This window comes from Microcoleus sp. AT8-B5, from assembly GCF_036705565.1.
GTDB lineage: Bacteria > Cyanobacteriota > Cyanobacteriia > Cyanobacteriales > Microcoleaceae > Microcoleus.
This window is the reverse complement of record NZ_JAUBUY010000058.1, coordinates 4148-18764: the sequence shown is the minus strand read 5'-3', so window position 1 is coordinate 18764 and position 14617 is coordinate 4148. Positions and strand designations below refer to the sequence as shown.

At 47.0% G+C, this 14617-nt stretch carries 15 protein-coding genes; 8 read left to right on the top strand and 7 right to left on the bottom strand.

All coding sequences use genetic code 11. The features are described 5' to 3' along the window. Nucleotides 1-3 precede the first annotated feature (3 nt). Both QUB39_RS26495 and QUB39_RS26490 read right to left on the bottom strand, forming a co-directional pair. On the bottom strand, nt 4-771 hold the full coding sequence (locus QUB39_RS26495; RefSeq protein ID WP_333211248.1) for a YebC/PmpR family DNA-binding transcriptional regulator: 768 nt from the start codon (nt 769-771) through the stop codon (nt 4-6). A 148-nt stretch (nt 772-919) separates the two neighbouring features. After that, entirely contained in the window at nt 920-1558 is a 639-nt protein-coding gene (locus QUB39_RS26490) for a histidine phosphatase family protein (protein ID WP_333054456.1), read from the bottom strand. Between the two features lie 63 nt (nt 1559-1621). Here QUB39_RS26490 and QUB39_RS26485 point away from each other — a divergent pair, with 63 nt between their 5' ends. From QUB39_RS26485 to QUB39_RS26470, 4 genes are all read left to right on the top strand, one after another. After that, nucleotides 1622-1894, top strand: coding sequence for a BrnT family toxin (locus tag QUB39_RS26485; RefSeq protein ID WP_333054455.1), 273 nt, complete (start codon nt 1622-1624; stop codon nt 1892-1894). After that, a complete protein-coding gene (locus QUB39_RS26480; RefSeq protein WP_333054454.1) occupies nt 1881-2102 on the top strand; it encodes a hypothetical protein in 222 nt (73 codons plus the stop codon). The genes QUB39_RS26485 and QUB39_RS26480 overlap by 14 nt, the downstream gene beginning before the upstream one ends. A 709-nt stretch (nt 2103-2811) precedes the next feature. Continuing rightward, on the top strand, nt 2812-3066 hold the full coding sequence (locus QUB39_RS26475) for a hypothetical protein (RefSeq protein ID WP_242716968.1): 255 nt from the start codon (nt 2812-2814) through the stop codon (nt 3064-3066). Continuing rightward, a complete protein-coding gene (locus QUB39_RS26470; RefSeq protein WP_333211245.1) occupies nt 3066-3413 on the top strand; it encodes a type II toxin-antitoxin system RelE/ParE family toxin in 348 nt (115 codons plus the stop codon). Before QUB39_RS26475 ends, QUB39_RS26470 begins: the two co-directional genes overlap by 1 nt. Before the next feature lie 59 nt (nt 3414-3472). Here QUB39_RS26470 and QUB39_RS26465 read toward each other — a convergent pair whose 3' ends face one another. Further along, the gene (locus QUB39_RS26465) at nt 3473-4162 is read right to left on the bottom strand and encodes a class I SAM-dependent methyltransferase (protein WP_333054452.1); all 690 of its coding nucleotides are present in this window, start codon (nt 4160-4162) and stop codon (nt 3473-3475) included. Nucleotides 4163-4495: 333 nt separating this feature from the next. Here QUB39_RS26465 and QUB39_RS26460 point away from each other — a divergent pair, with 333 nt between their 5' ends. Then, entirely contained in the window at nt 4496-6328 is a 1833-nt protein-coding gene (locus tag QUB39_RS26460) for a polysaccharide biosynthesis/export family protein (RefSeq protein WP_333054451.1), read from the top strand. 452 nt (nt 6329-6780) lie between these two features. Here the strand turns inward: QUB39_RS26460 and larE are convergent, their stop codons facing one another. From larE to fraC, 4 genes are all read right to left on the bottom strand, one after another. Then, nucleotides 6781-7608 carry an ATP-dependent sacrificial sulfur transferase LarE gene (gene larE, locus QUB39_RS26455; RefSeq protein ID WP_333054449.1) on the bottom strand — a complete coding sequence of 276 codons (828 nt, stop codon included), beginning with the start codon at nt 7606-7608 and terminating at the stop codon, nt 6781-6783. 354 nt (nt 7609-7962) lie between these two features. Next, on the bottom strand, nt 7963-8736 hold the full coding sequence (locus QUB39_RS26450) for an ABC transporter permease (RefSeq protein ID WP_333054448.1): 774 nt from the start codon (nt 8734-8736) through the stop codon (nt 7963-7965). A 189-nt stretch (nt 8737-8925) separates the two neighbouring features. Beyond that, on the bottom strand, nt 8926-9924 hold the full coding sequence (locus tag QUB39_RS26445) for a DUF5357 family protein (RefSeq protein ID WP_333054447.1): 999 nt from the start codon (nt 9922-9924) through the stop codon (nt 8926-8928). Nucleotides 9925-9929: 5 nt separating this feature from the next. Continuing rightward, complete coding sequence (gene fraC / locus QUB39_RS26440) at nt 9930-10448, bottom strand: filament integrity protein FraC (protein WP_333054446.1); 519 nt, start codon at nt 10446-10448, stop codon at nt 9930-9932. 227 nt (nt 10449-10675) lie between these two features. On the opposite strand from fraC, the gene QUB39_RS26435 reads away from it, so the two are divergent. The 3 genes from QUB39_RS26435 to QUB39_RS26425 all read left to right on the top strand — a co-directional run bounded on the left by QUB39_RS26435 (nt 10676) and on the right by QUB39_RS26425 (nt 14252). Further along, nucleotides 10676-11809 carry a cob(I)yrinic acid a,c-diamide adenosyltransferase gene (locus tag QUB39_RS26435; RefSeq protein ID WP_333054445.1) on the top strand — a complete coding sequence of 378 codons (1134 nt, stop codon included), beginning with the start codon at nt 10676-10678 and terminating at the stop codon, nt 11807-11809. 280 nt (nt 11810-12089) lie between these two features. Next, nucleotides 12090-12266: a hypothetical protein gene (locus tag QUB39_RS26430; RefSeq protein ID WP_333142473.1), complete on the top strand. Its 177-nt coding sequence runs from the start codon at nt 12090-12092 to the stop codon at nt 12264-12266. Nucleotides 12267-12272: 6 nt separating this feature from the next. Further along, nucleotides 12273-14252 carry a calcium-binding protein gene (locus QUB39_RS26425; RefSeq protein ID WP_333211241.1) on the top strand — a complete coding sequence of 660 codons (1980 nt, stop codon included), beginning with the start codon at nt 12273-12275 and terminating at the stop codon, nt 14250-14252. The last annotated feature ends 365 nt before the right edge of the window (nt 14253-14617 follow it).

Genomic DNA, 14617 nt, shown 5'->3' with positions numbered 1-14617 from the left:
GCATTAAACCATACTCAAAGACATCAATTCATCGGTCATTTCAAAATTAGCTGTCACGCTTTGCACGTCGTCCAAATCTTCCAGTGCGTCCATTAACTTCAGGAGCGATCGAGCTTTTTCAGGAGTGTCTATTTCCACTGTATTGCTCGGAATCCAGCGAGTTTCCGACTGCAAAACTGCAAAATTATTTTGTTTCAAAACATCAGCCAACTGTTCCAAATTAGCCACACTTGTAAATACCTCTGCACCTTCAGTATCCTCATCAATTAATATCAAATCATAAGATTCCGCAGCCGCCTCTAGCGACGCTTCAAACAATTGTTCCTCATCAATCGGGCCGCGTACCGTACAAACTCCTTTGTTGTCAAACATCCAGCCCACACAACCAGTTTCGCCCAGGTTGCCGCCATTTTTAGTAAAAGCTTCTCGCAAGTCAGCCGCTGTGCGGTTGCGATTGTCTGTCAGCGCTTCAATCAGAATAGCAACTCCGCCAACGCCGTAACCTTCGTAGCGAATAGCTTCTAAATCCGAACTTCCCCCCGCCAAGCCAGCACCTTTGGCGATCGCCCTTTCTATGTTTTCATTAGGAATATCCGCCGCCTTGGCTTTTTCAATAGCCGTCCGCAGTTGAAAATTGCCAGCGGGATCGGGAACTCCGCTGCGGGCCGCGACAATAATTTCGCGAGATATTCTAGCAAAAACCTTGCCTTTAACGGCATCAACTCTCGCTTTTTGGCGTTTAATATTCGCCCACTTACTGTGTCCAGCCATACCGATTTAAGATTTTCGATTTAAAATGTGCGATCGAGATTAAACAATAACACCCAGATTCGGACTAATCAGATGAACGTAGGGTGCTCTTCTGCCGCGCACCTTACACACATAGCATAAAATGCGATTTTTGGCACGAATCTCAACTTTAATTAAACCGGATCGCGGTTTCAGAGTCAGTCAGGTGAGAAGTATCGCCATTAAGTGCGATCGACCATTCTCCCTCATCCCGCACCACTTTCACCAAACAGCACAAAGAAGCGTTAATTTCCGTTTCTGCACCCCCCGCCAGCCCGATCGCAGTGCCTAAAACCGACGCACCGTGACCTACTAATAACATATCTTCGGGAAAATCAGCCACGAGGCGTTTAGCCGTTTCCCCCGCCCTTTTGAAACAAGCTTCCACGGTTTCGGGATAATTAGCAATACCGCCTTTGTAGGAAGCATCAATCCTGGGAAAACGCCTGCACAAAGCTTCGACGGACTCTGTTTCCGGCATTTCTGTCATCCATTCAGGATTCAGCCATTCGCACAGTCCCCAATCTAGTTTAATTGACAAATCGAGAGCTTCTGCCGCGTGATTTGCTGTTTGGACAGTTCGCAGAAAAGGGGAAGCAAAAATATGAGAAATTCCTTCTCCTTTGAGGCGATTTGCGAGTTGTTTGGCTTGAACGTGACCGTCTTCGGAAAGGTGGGGATCGTAGCGGTGTTCTGCGGTGAGAAACCAGTCGGGGTTAACGAAGTCGATGCGGTTTCCGTGTCGTGCGATCCAGACTGTTTGTGGCATGAGTTGGTTTGAGTTTTGCTTCTAGGTGTAATATTATATCAAAGATGCTGATTTGGGCTCTTTATGAAATTCGAGTGGGATGAAAAGAAGGCAGCGGTAAATTTGTCCAAGCATGGGATCTCATTTGAGGAAGCCAGAACGGTTTTTGACGATCCCCTCTACGTCGATTTCTACGATCCGGATCACTCTGATGAAGAAGATCGCTATATTATTGTTGGAGAGTCCCAGCAAGGTAATTTATTGATAGTGTCGTATACAGAAAGAGCAGATTTTATTCGTTTGATTAGCGCCAGAAAAGTAACACGAGTGGAGCGAGAAGTTTATGAAGAAGGATGAAACAGGGATGGACGATGAGCTTCGGTCGGAATATGATTTGAGGAAGTTGCGTGTAAGAAGGGTAGGATCGGGACGAAAGACCTTTGGTGGTGTAAATATTCGTTTAGAACCGGATGTTGCAGAGATGTTTCCCGATTCTGAAGCAGTGAATGAAGCTCTGCGGTTTTTGATTAGAATTACTAAAGAAAACGTGGTATCTGAGAAATAAGCCCGCGAAATAAGCCCCCCGATCGATCCGTGGGGTCGCTTTAAAGTCTTTAATTAATTTTATCGCCACTGTGCCTTATATAGCCATTCTAAATCATTTGTGAACTTCTTACTCCCTCCCCTTAGTAAGGGGAGGGTTGGGGTGGGGTAAAAAATTACGACTCATGTAGGATTGCTATAGTATGTGCAACTATTTGACACTGCGCTAAAATTACATCAGTCACTCTCTATTGTCCAATGGCTCAATCTATAAGCTGTCGCGCATTTAAATTGTAGGTTCAGGGCGGGCGGGACGCCCACCCCACAATAGTTTGATTATTTTTTGACATCCAATTTAAATGCAGAACAGCTTAAAGCAACTCCACGCCCAAATTCAAGCCATGCCCAGCGATTCGGTTAAGGCGATCGTGCTTTCATGACTGAATCAGTCCAACGGTAATCTCAGCGACTTTGAACAATCGCAGAAATTGCCGAGGAAACGGAGGGATATCAGTGGGGCGAAATTGACACAGCAAAGGAGTTTCAAACCCTCAGTGAAGAAGAAACGATCGCCTTGAGTCTCGCAGCCTTCCAAGATTACCAGAAAAACAAGACGGGCCGCAGAGCTCGATCGGTTTCAGGAATGGGCAGATAGTTTAGGAAGCGATCGTTTTGGCTACCTATGCCAAAATAAAGTTAGAAAATAAAGTTAACCATTGATCATAACTTTTATGACTCTTACACTCACCTTACCCCCCCAAATCGAAGCACTGCTGCGCCAACGGGCGGAAAGTACAGGACAAGATATAACCAGCGTTACCCTAGCTGTTATCGCGTTCGGACTTAGCTTTGATGAAAGCGATTTCTTCGAGGCATTAGAAGGGATTCAACGCGGACTTGATGACTTCGATCGGGGTCAGTTTTCTACTCTGGAAGAGTTTGTCGATAGACAAAACCAGAAATACGGACTTTCTTTGGAAGCATAATGTATCGCATTGACTTTTCCAGTACAGCTCAATCTGAAGCTGATGCAGCGTTTCTGAACTTTTCCCAATTCACGACTCCCGAACGCGCTCAAGCATGGTATCAGGGTTTGATTAAAGCGATTTCCTCACTGAAAGAAATGCCGCGTCGTTGTGTTTTAGCCCGTGAAAACGCGTTTTTCAGCCAAGAGATTCGCCAGCTTCTGTATGGAAGTGGTAAAACCACCTATCGCATACTCTTCACTATTTTTGACGATCAACCCATACCAACGGTGAGGATTATCCACATTCGCCATGCAGTCCAGCGTGCGATTGGCGAACCCCAAGATGAGGCAGAACCTTATGCTTAGCTTATCTAATTTTTTGGAAATAAGCGATCGCAAATTGCCATGCCCTCCGCAGCCGCGAATTACATTCGCCCCCTAACTCGCAGCATCTTATTCCCGCCTTTTTGAAACTCATAAGGAGCCTCTTGAATTTCTACACTAAAACTTCTCTTTTTTAATTCGGTGATAATCGGATTTAAGTGATCGGATTCCTCCCCGCTAAAACTCTGCAATAGAGGGAATACCCGGACTTCCTTCGCAACCCGACACATTTCTGTAATTGCTTCCAAATGAAATTCTTCGGAAAGCAAGTGAGAATAAGCAAATAAGAAATGGCTGCACAAAGCTAAATCGAATTGACCGTTATCGAAAGGCAAAACTGGCAGCTCAGCATTCAGGTAGCGGCCTTGCTCTAAGCCAGATGGAAAATCTTCTAAAAATTCCTGCATCGCCTTCATTCGCACTTCTCCTAGCTGGTAGGGCGATTCAAAATTGTTCCACAGGTAGCCGTCTACATTGGCTTTGACAGCATCAATCACAGTTTGATATGTTTCTTGGATGCGATCGCCAATTTCCACCGCAGTAAACTGATAAACTGGATCGCAAGAAATTACCTTTTTACCTTGGCGAGTCATTTCGGCATTGAAACTCGCTGGGCCGCCAGCACAATCAAGAATTGCTAGCTTGAGGTCACTTGATGTCAAGCTAAACATTCCTATGTATTCATCCAAGCAGCGTCCCCAGGGAATTACTTTATCCAATTTTAGTGACACTTGTCTTTGTCCTGCAGAGAGAATTATTTAACATTTTACCTCAAATCAGGGCGGTTTTTTTCTATCTCCTTTCTGCGGCGGGTTGATTTGTATGCGGACTTATGTATGAAGAATTTTGCTCAAACGAGATATTAATCCTGACAACAGTTGGCGGGCTTTACACTTTCTTTACAAACAAGGGGCAAAATAGTTAAGTGCGATCGCACAATTTTTATGCTTGTACCTGTGGATTTTGCCGCAAAGCGAGGCTACACTGGACAGCAGGGAAAATAAACTACAATCCACTAGCTAAATTGCTCTTGTTCAATGGCAGGCCGCAACCAGGGAAGAAAGATGAAATATACCGTTCAAACCGCTACAAGTCTGAGTTTGTCAGCACTCCTGGTGCTATTGAGTTCGCCGCCCAGTAGAGCTCAGTTGCCTGCCGTCAGAAATCCTGTGCCCGCTAGGAACCAAAACCAACCGAGAGTACCGCCGCCACCTCCGGGTTCGCTGACACAAGAAGCAGCTTATACTTTAGGATCGGGCGATCGCATTGCTTTAGAGATATTCGGCGTCCCTGAATTCAGCAGAGAATATCAAGTGCTAGTTGACGGGACGCTCAATTTGCCAATCATTCGTAGCGTCTCAATTCAAGGGTTGACGCTGCAACAAGCCGCTAATGTGATTACCCAGCGATACGAACCCTTCATCAATGTTCCCGTTGTTACCGTGACTCTGGTAGTCGCTCGCCCCCTAAATATAGGTCTTGCCGGTGAAGTTACTCGCCCGGGTTCATACAAGATTAATCCCACTAGAGAAGGAGGAGGAGTAAAATTCCCGACTTTGATGGAAATGCTGCAACTTGCACAAGGGGTGACATCAGCAGGAGATATGCGAAATGTCCAAATTCGTCGTCCCCGCAGAGGCGGGCCGGAGCAAGTTACTACTGTTGATTTGCAGGATTTTTTAGAGACGGGAAATTTGCGTCAAGATGTTACCATTCGAGATGGAGATACAATTTTTATACCGACAGCAAGTGCCCTCAATACTCAAGAAGTTCGTCAAAGAGCCAGTGCTAATTTTTCCGCTGATATTACTAAACCAATTGGGGTAGTAATTGTCGGGGAAGTAAACCGGCCGGGGCCTTATACTGTATTTGCTTCGGATGTGCGATCGAGCAACCAACAAACAGAGTTGAGTTTTGTATCTATCGACCAACAGCAAGGAGCAGTTGTGGGCTTACCAACAATAACTAGAGCACTGAAAATTGCTGGTGGTATCACTACAGAAGCTGACATTCGCCGCGTACAAATCCGCCGCCGAGTCAGAGGTGGCAACGAACAAACTATCATGGTAAATCTGTGGGATTTACTGCAAAAAGGCGACGCAACTCAAGATATTTTGCTGCAAGAAGGAGATAGCGTAATTATCCCGACAGCGGCTACGGTAGACTTAGCTGAAGTTTCTCAAGTTGCAAATAGCAGTTTTTCTCCGAACGCGATTAGCATCAATATTGTAGGAGAAGTAATTAGGCCTGGGGCTTTGCAGGTGCGACCTAGTACATCCCTGCACCAAGCTTTGCTCACCGCAGGCAGTTTCAATCAATTGCGGGCTAAAAAAGACAAGGTAGAACTATTGCGATTGAATCCCAACGGTACTGTTTCTCGCCGCACGATAGAGGTGGATTTTGCTCAAGGATTGAATCCTAATAATAACCCCACTCTCCGCAACAACGATGTGATTCTGGTAGCGCGATCGGGCTATGCTAGGGTAGCAGACAATATCAACACTTTCTTGCAGCCAATAACAGGAGTAGCAACAGGTATCGGCGCTGTTAGCAGCGTTTTTACTGGGTTTCAAGCAACTATCAACGCTTTTCAAAACTTATTTTTGGGAGGGGATTTCGAGCGACGAAATCAGCTCAGAGAGCTTCGCGAACAACGTCAAGACAGACAAGAGCAACGTGAAGACAGACTGCTAGAAAGAGAGCTACAACGTGAAGATAGATTGCAGCAAGCAGAAGACAGAAGACTGCAACTTGAAGACAGACGCTTGCAACTCGAAGACAGACAGCGGCAAATAGATCTTGAGAATCGGCAAATCGAGATCCAGGAGCAGCAACTTCAGCTCCAAAATCAGCAGCAGCAAATGCAGCCACAGCAAATTCAGCCAACTACTCCTTGATCGGACTCGGGCGTTGATAGTTAGCCACCATTTTTATGAAGAGGTGGTTGAAACCGCTGCATAGAGTCAAACTTTCGTCCGAGCAAAGGCAGGGCTGTTTCATTATCCGTAGGGGCCGTGCCAAGAGTGCCGGCCCTCTAGGCGTTGCTGATTTACGGTATGAAACGTTAAATAGGCCCGTCAGAGAAACCAGTATCCACAAAGCGGGTGGATTTTAAAGTGATTTTTTTTTCATACCCTGATTAAGTAACGCCACCTTGAGATTGCTTCACTGAGTTCGCTGGGCAACAGAAATACCTTACTTTTGCGTAAGTCCTGTAATCCTAACAATTCGATCCTTGAAACGTATAAGTTGCTACATCAAAGATAAAGGTTCGATTGACATTGTTCCCCTTTGTCCATGTCCCAAACTACATCAATCATGAAAAAATTTTTGTATTCGGGAAAATTAATCAACCTTTCGTTTCCAACAACTGCGGCTGCAAAACCTGATTTAATTTGCCGCTGCGAAACCCCTCCAAATCCAAAGTAGCGTAAACAAAACCAAACTCTTGAAATACCGCCACCAATGCAGGCAAATCCGTGTTTACCACAAACTCCTGAATCTCCTCTGCAGGTAACTCAATGCGTGCCGTATCTCCGTCCGATCGCACTCGCAGATTTTTCAGTCCCAACTGCCGCAAATACCGTTCGGCGCGCCCCACTCTTTGCAACTTTCCAACGGTGATTTCTTCGCCGTAAGGAAAGCGCGAACTGAGACAAGGTTGAGCCGGTTTGTCCCACCAAGGCAAACCCAATTCTTTTGCCAATTGCCGCACCTCAAATTTAGTGATTCCTACTTCGGCTAAAGGCGATCGCGCGCCGCGTTCCTTTGCCGCCTGAATTCCGGGACGGTAATCCTTTAAATCGTCACCATTAACCCCATCCACCACATAAGGATAACCCTTTGCTAGTGCTAGGGGTTTCAAAGTATCGTGCAGTTCGCTTTTGCAGAAATAGCAGCGGTTAACCGGGTTAGAAGTGTAATTTGGATTTGCCATTTCCTGAGTTTGTACTTCCTCGTGGGCAATACCAATTTCTGCTGCTTGAATCCGCGCATCTTCTAAATCTTCGGGCAGTAGAGAGGGGGAAACTGCCGTCACTGCCAAAGCGCGATCGCCCAACACATCAAAAGCGATTTTTGCTACCAAAGTGCTGTCAATTCCGCCGGAGTAGGCAATCAAAGCCCGTTCCATTTGTGCGAAAATATCTTTTAATTGTTCGAGTTTTTCTACTAACATAATTTCATTTTTTCTTACTGCTAAGCTATCGCAATCTAATTTACAGGGGGATGTCTCTTCAACATCTTTAGGGCTTACGCACTATTGTTTAGAAACGAGGTTTTTTTTACGAAAAGACGCGTTGTAGACCGCAGATTCGGTAACAAACCCGGTTTCTGGACCCCGATGCGTAAGTCCCTATCTTGTGGGGAGGGCAGAAAAGTCCGCCCAAAGGTACTATTTAAATACAGAATAGCTTATTCGGGATCAATTAAAAGTTTGAGTTTTAGTTGAGATTTCTGAGCGATCGCCTCCTTTATATTTTAGCGTGATAATTTGATATAGTCACACTTTTGAAAGTAGCGAAGGCGCGTTTTAAAATTCCCTACGGGAAAATATGGCGATCGCAATTGACAGCAGCAGCACCACATACAGCAAACCGTAGCCAGCATCTGTAATCAAACCTGCCAAGTAAGGAACTTGTCCGTAAACAGCATCATTTCTCAAATTGAATCTGGCTAAATCCGGCAAAACCAGATATAGTCCCATCATCAATTGTTCTAGGCCAGGATTTTTAGTTAACTTGCCCAAAGCCACTAAATCCCGCGTCGAATGTCCCATCAAATAAACGCCAAATGTCAGTAAAGTTGCCAACAGCGAACTGCTGAACACCCCAAATAAAATCCCTACACCAGCCATGAGACAAAGCTCAAACCAGATAAACAGCGAAGCGATTAAAATGCTTCCCAAAGGGAAAGGAATGCTACTCAAACTCAGAATAGCCAGATAGATAACAGTCATTGCCGCTACAAGCACCGCCAGCACCGCCGACAGTCCTAAGTGCTTGCCCACAATTAACTCAGCCCGACTTATCGGCTTAGCAACTAACAGATAAACAGTGCGCTTTTCAATTTCTTTGTTGACCAGTCCGGTAGCCACAAACACTGTGGCAATTAAACCGAGAATGCTCATAGCACCCAAACCGATATCTAAGATAATTTTCTTTTCGGTTGTCGCCGCCAATTCCGGTATCAACCGTACCGAGGCGCCCATCAACAGAGCAAAAATAATAATTAAGTAAAGGATGCGATCGCGAATTACTTCCCAAAATACATTGGTCGCGACTGTCAAGATTCTTCTCAAATTCATCTAGTTATTAACCCGCTGGAAACTTTCGCCATACTTTAGTGCAAGGAAGAAGGAAGAAGGAAGAGGGAAGAAGGAAGAAGGAAGAGGGAAGAAAGAGGATTTTTTCCATCTCAGACTCTCAGACTCTCCCACTTTCAGACTCTCCCACTCTCCCGCTATACCCATCGCAATTAGTTAACAGAGACAGAATCAAACTTGAGTGTCCCCCGGCGTTCCATCTTTTTTCTGTCCGGGTTGAGAGCGTTTGATGGCATCGCAGGTTACAGTCGCCCTATTGGCTATCTGGAACACCTCGCAAGATTTGGTAAACGAATATATTTCCGGTCTAAAAACCACTCCCAGCCAAGTTGCCTGCATATCTAACTGATAGCGAGACTCTCCTTGGACGATCGAAGTTTTGACATCCCACCTCCCATCTTCTGCGACTACCCCAGTTGTTTGTAAGGCTTGATTCCGCAGAAAAAATCGCTCATTGTCAATATCTATTAACATTTGCTCTACCTGCGCCCACGGTTTTGTGCGGGCTTCATTTCGCAGGTATCGCTCCATTTCATTGAGGATGACAACTCCTCGGGAGCGATTAATAGTTGGCTGTTGAAATGTCACCACATAATCGCTTTGCCTTAAATCCTGAGATAAAACACTCGGATACTGTTCTATCCAACCTTGAATTAAAAAGTGAAAAGCAAACCAACAGGAAAACAGCAGGTGAACGAGAGTAATCATCAAAAACTGAGGGCGCACCAACGACCTGATACCTTCCCGTTTTGACTCGCTATTCCAAATCTCTATTGTAGCAAGAACTGCTACTGCTATAAGTGGGCCGGATATCCATGCTATTTCCTTCCTATCCGACGGTAATCTTATCAGTAACCACAAGCCAATTAAGATGCTTGTCACCCACGGACTCAGACTTACTCCTTTAATCACAAAAGGTTGCTGGCTGGTCAGCAAACCCATTGAAAGTGTAAATAATAACCAGCTCATATCAAAAAGCAGAGTTCTCGTCCGCCAGTCAGTTACGGCTGCCACTGTCAGCAAAGCTAAAAAGATGCTGAGTAGTAAAGGAGTCTTCCAGTGAACAACTTTAGGCGGAATCATCGCCTTTTGGATTTTTTTATTGGTTTCCCAAAGGTTGTTCGTCAGCTTAGTTAGCTGCTGAGTGACATCTAAAAATTGCTTCATCATAAATTTCAATACACGCTTTGCAAAAACAACACGGTTAAAATAACGAGATTGCTAACAGTGTGGGCGATTAAAATTCCCCCAAACTGGGTAGTTACTTGAAAAGTTTTTTTGGGAGGACGGCGGGTGAGGGTTGGTGGTCCTAAAAACTGAGGTGTGGAAGCTTTTTTATTGCCGGAAACCATGTTCTCTATGAATTCTAATCCCTGCCATTTAGCTAGAAAGGTTACTGCTAATACTGACAGTGCTATCATAGTTATTGGAGCGTAAACATTATCCCCACGTCCTAATAAAATATAACCGATAAGCTGTTCCCGCAATTCTTTGCTAAGAACGCTTTCAATGCCGAAGAAAACTAACCAGCCTACGCAAGTGCAAGATAGATTGAGGATGGCTGTATATTCAATGCTGGTTTTGGGGCCGAGTTTAAGTAGTTTTTGCAAAAACCACGATTCGATCGCGATCGCCAAAAACATAATTAAAATTTGCACCAAAACAGTCCGAAATGGGAAAACACTCGCAATCATAAGCCTTTAGGTATATCAGTCCGTGTTAAATTTTAATTGTACAGCACAAGCGGAAGAATCTTAACCGGAGGTTTGAGCACCTGATTCCGTTAGATCGCTGCTTAAAAGATTGGGAGTTAGAAGTTATCGTATAATCTGTTGAGATCCGCCAACAGAATGGAAAAATTAAACATTCAAGGCGCGCGATCGAATACCCACCCCGATACAGACTCAAACAACTGCTGATTATGGTAAGGAATGGCATTGGTATTCGGACAGCCTCATCCCGCTCGGAACGCGCCGCGGGTCAGATTCACGTCTACGACGGCGCTGGTAAAGGCAAGTCTCAGGCAGCTTTGGGAGTAGTGTTGCGCTCGATCGGGCTGGGTATCAATTCTGACTCGCCCACACGAGTCTTATTGCTGCGCTTTCTCAAAGGCCCCGGCCGCTCCTACGACGAAGACGGGGCAATAGAAGCCTTGCAACGGGCATTTCCGCACTTGATCGACCAAGTGCGAACCGGCAGAGCCGAATATTTTGGGGCCGAAGCAATCACCCGCTTCGATCGGGCCGAAGCTCAGCGAGGCTGGGATATCGCCAAAGGAGCGATCGCAAGCTCGCTCTATTCCGTGGTGGTACTAGACGAACTAAACCCCGTATTGGACTTGGGTTTGCTGCCAGTTGACGAAGTAGTCCAAACCCTCAAAAACAAACCAGAATATTTAGAAGTCATCGCCACAGGCCGAGCGGCCCCCGAAGCTTTGCTGGAGATTGCCGACTTACACTCAGAAATGAAGCCCCACTATAACCCCGCAGCGGCAGACCATCATATTTCCGGTATCGAAATATACACCGGAGCGGGGAAAGGCAAGTCTACGAGCGCTTTGGGAAAAGCTTTGCAGGCAATAGGTAGGGGTATCAGTCAAGACCAATCTCACCGGGTGTTAATCGTGCAATGGCTCAAAGGTGGCACCGGTTATACAGAAGATGCGGCGATCGCAGCCTTGCGACAAAGCTACCCCCAGCTAGTAGATCACCAGCGGTGCGGCCGAGATGCTATAGTTTGGCGGGGGCAACAGCAAGAGCTAGACTGCATAGAAGCAGAACGCGGCTGGGAAATCGCCAAATGTGCGATCGCCAGTGGCTGGTACAAAACGATTATTCTCGACGAACTCAATCCCACAGTAGACTTAGAACTGCTGCCGGTAGAGCCGATCGTCGAAGCCCTGCTACGCAAGCCGCGGGATACAGAAATTATTATCACCGGGCGCTGCCACAAACCCCACGCTTACTTTGACTTGGCAAGCGTACACTCCGAGGTATACTGTCACAAACACTACGGCGATCGGGGCGTAGAACTAAAGCGGGGCGTAGACTTTTAAAGCCCGGAGCGGTACCGAGTTCAATCCGGGCCAGAATTATTAAATGAGGGCCCTGCCTGGAAAACCGGAAATTGCCACAAAGCCTTGTTACCAAGTAACAAATCTCCCAATTTTCCTTGTCTTCGGGATCACCCAGATCAGCCTTTTTTAATCTTTAATTTCCTCCCCCGGACGCGATCCCCGACCGCCAATCCAGAATGGAACATTAAGAATATGAGCCGCGTCTTGTAGAGCGTGAGCACCTGAGACAGTGCACCAGGATTATTAAAGGGTGAAGACATTGAATATAAAAGCTTACAAGCAAAAAATCCGCGAGGGAGAAAGTCTAGACAGGGTTAACGCCAGTAGGCTAGACTTGCGGCTGGCAAACAGGTTAAACTACAGCGGAATCCAAACATTCGGTGTTCTAGGCAGTGTCTGTAGTCGCACCAGCGATGACCAACAAGTAGAGGAGTGAAGCTTTATGACAACGTTAAATGACGATTCTAATCAACTAGATTTAAACCTTCCGGGACTGGGCCCGGATACAATCTTCGCCGCAGGCGGGGCGGATTTCGTTAGAACTTCCACCCTGGGCGGCAGCTTAATATTTGGCCAAGGCGATAACGATACTCTGATTTCAGTTGGCCCGAACGATACACTGTACGGCGGCGACGACGAAGACTCAATCAGATCCCAGCGCACTCCGGCTTTGCTGTTAGGCGACCGAGGTAATGACACCATAGTCGCTGAAGCCCGCGCTACCCTGTACGGCGGCGAGGGAGAAGACTTCGTCCAAGGTACTGTCGAAGCTAACCTCATGTTTGGTAATGAGGGCGCAGATACGATGCTGGGAGGGGCGCAGAGAGGAGATTCCCTCTATGGCGGTAAGGACAATGACGCGATCGGCTTCTTCATCGCAGGCGGTGGCAACAACCTCTCTTTAGAGGGTGGCTTGGCTATTGGCTTCGCTGGCAATGAAGGCAGCAACTTCTTGCGGGGTGATTTGGGCGACGACTTAGTTGTAGGTATCAATGTAAGAGACAGTCTTTATGGCGGTAAAGGCAACGACACGCTACGTGGTGTGGCCAGCAACAGCTACCTGTCGGGCGATGATGACAACGACACCTTAGTCATTACCAACAGTACGCAAAGCAGCCCCTTTACTACCGACGTCATCACGATCGGCATTGAGAGAACCACCTTGATTGGCGGTGGCGGCGACGATTCTCTCAACGGCGCGATCGGCGACTTTGGCGGCGGCAGAAACTTCTTTGACGGCGGCGAAGGCAACGACACGATCAACGTTTTTGCCTTTTCTGATACCGCGTTGGGAGGTGAAGGCGACGACTTCATCCGGTCGGCGTCGGTGCCGGATGTAATTTCAAGCGTAGGCGCGCGGAGTTCATTTCCAGGCTTCGCGGGTCGCAACTTACTCGACGGCGGAGTAGGCAATGACACGATCGTTGCAGCTTTTGCGACGGATACAATGATCGGCGGCGAAGGCAACGACAGCCTCAGCGGTACCTTTACTAACGCAGCCGGTGGAGATGGCAACGATACTATCAATGCTACCGCTGCCATTTTTGCTGGTACTGGTACTGATTTGATTACTCTCGAAGGCGGGCTGGGCAACGACTCGTTAATTGGCTACACCAATCCTACTACTAGCAGCAGCTTCACCGTCACCAACCTCATGAACGGTGGCGTGGGAAGTGACACCATCATCTTTGGCAGCAATCGCGATCGCCTGATTGGCAACTTGGAGGGTAACGACTTCATCTCCTACGCTAGCACCGTCGAATTTACCGGTATTAACGCTCTTACAGCGCCAAACTTGATTACCGATACTTTAGGCAGCAACTTCATTACTGGTGGCAACAGCACTGATGTGATCACTACTGGTAGCGGGGATGACATCCTGTTCGGTGACTTTTCCAACACAACATTCGGGGACGATACCTTAAATTCCGGTGCCGGAAACGACACCTTGCTGGGCGGGTTTGGTAACGACTATTTGATCGGAGGCGACGGTAACGACTCTCTCGGCGGCGGCCCTGGTGCTGACACCCTGATTGGCGGATCGGGTAATGACAGCTTCTACTACAACAACTCCGGCGAGGGCGCCGTGGGTACTAACGTAGACCAAATCGGCGATTTTACAGTCGGCCAAGACAAGTTTATCTTCCAAATCAATGACTCCAACGGCTTCCCCAACTTGAGGGGAGTGAAAAATACGAATCGACTTTCTGGGGAGGCGTTCTTGGCGCTTGAGAGTGGGCAGTACAACGGCAGTTTTGGTCCAGCCGGGGCGGGCGCGTCAGATTCGTTCGTCTTTTATGAAAATGAAACCGGACGACTAGGATTTGACTCTAACGGTTTTGGTACTGCTGACGGAGTAGTTACCCTGGCAATTCTGAATGGCAGACCGGGCATTACGGCTGCTGACATTACCCTGATTTAATTTGGGTACAAGTCGGTGGGGTCGATTCTGAAACATCGCCCTACCAACTCTCAAAACTAATTGTGCTATGTTTCGAGCTGGGGATATCCATCCCTGGCTTTTTTATTGGCATTGGGAATTGGGCCGAAAAGTAGAATCTGTAGGGGCGGGTTCACCCATAAATTTTGCCACCCATCAATAATCTCGATAAACCCGCCCCCACCCAACGAATAACCCCGATTAAGCATAGTCGCCCAACTGTTAAATTTAATTAATGGGGAATTGGGCCTTTATAGCATGGGGAATTGAGCCGAAAAGTAGAATCTGTAGGGGCGGGTTCACCCATAAATTTTGCCACCCATCAATAATCTCGATAAACCCGCCCC

Excerpts from the sequence above, each read along its gene's own strand:
- QUB39_RS26460 (WP_333054451.1), top strand. The coding sequence starts at position 4,496 with ATGAAATATACCGTTCAAACCGCTACAAGTCTGAGTTTGTCAGCACTC.
- QUB39_RS26480 (WP_333054454.1), top strand. The coding sequence starts at position 1,881 with ATGAAGAAGGATGAAACAGGGATGGACGATGAGCTTCGGTCGGAATAT.
- larE (WP_333054449.1), bottom strand. The coding sequence starts at position 7,608 with ATGTTAGTAGAAAAACTCGAACAATTAAAAGATATTTTCGCACAAATG.
- QUB39_RS26450 (WP_333054448.1), bottom strand. The coding sequence starts at position 8,736 with ATGAATTTGAGAAGAATCTTGACAGTCGCGACCAATGTATTTTGGGAA.
- QUB39_RS26475 (WP_242716968.1), top strand. The coding sequence starts at position 2,812 with ATGACTCTTACACTCACCTTACCCCCCCAAATCGAAGCACTGCTGCGC.
- QUB39_RS26485 (WP_333054455.1), top strand. The coding sequence starts at position 1,622 with ATGAAATTCGAGTGGGATGAAAAGAAGGCAGCGGTAAATTTGTCCAAG.
- QUB39_RS26435 (WP_333054445.1), top strand. The coding sequence starts at position 10,676 with ATGGTAAGGAATGGCATTGGTATTCGGACAGCCTCATCCCGCTCGGAA.
- QUB39_RS26425 (WP_333211241.1), top strand. The coding sequence starts at position 12,273 with ATGACAACGTTAAATGACGATTCTAATCAACTAGATTTAAACCTTCCG.
- fraC (WP_333054446.1), bottom strand. The coding sequence starts at position 10,448 with ATGATTGCGAGTGTTTTCCCATTTCGGACTGTTTTGGTGCAAATTTTA.
- QUB39_RS26470 (WP_333211245.1), top strand. The coding sequence starts at position 3,066 with ATGTATCGCATTGACTTTTCCAGTACAGCTCAATCTGAAGCTGATGCA.
- QUB39_RS26495 (WP_333211248.1), bottom strand. The coding sequence starts at position 771 with ATGGCTGGACACAGTAAGTGGGCGAATATTAAACGCCAAAAAGCGAGA.
- QUB39_RS26445 (WP_333054447.1), bottom strand. The coding sequence starts at position 9,924 with ATGATGAAGCAATTTTTAGATGTCACTCAGCAGCTAACTAAGCTGACG.
- QUB39_RS26490 (WP_333054456.1), bottom strand. The coding sequence starts at position 1,558 with ATGCCACAAACAGTCTGGATCGCACGACACGGAAACCGCATCGACTTC.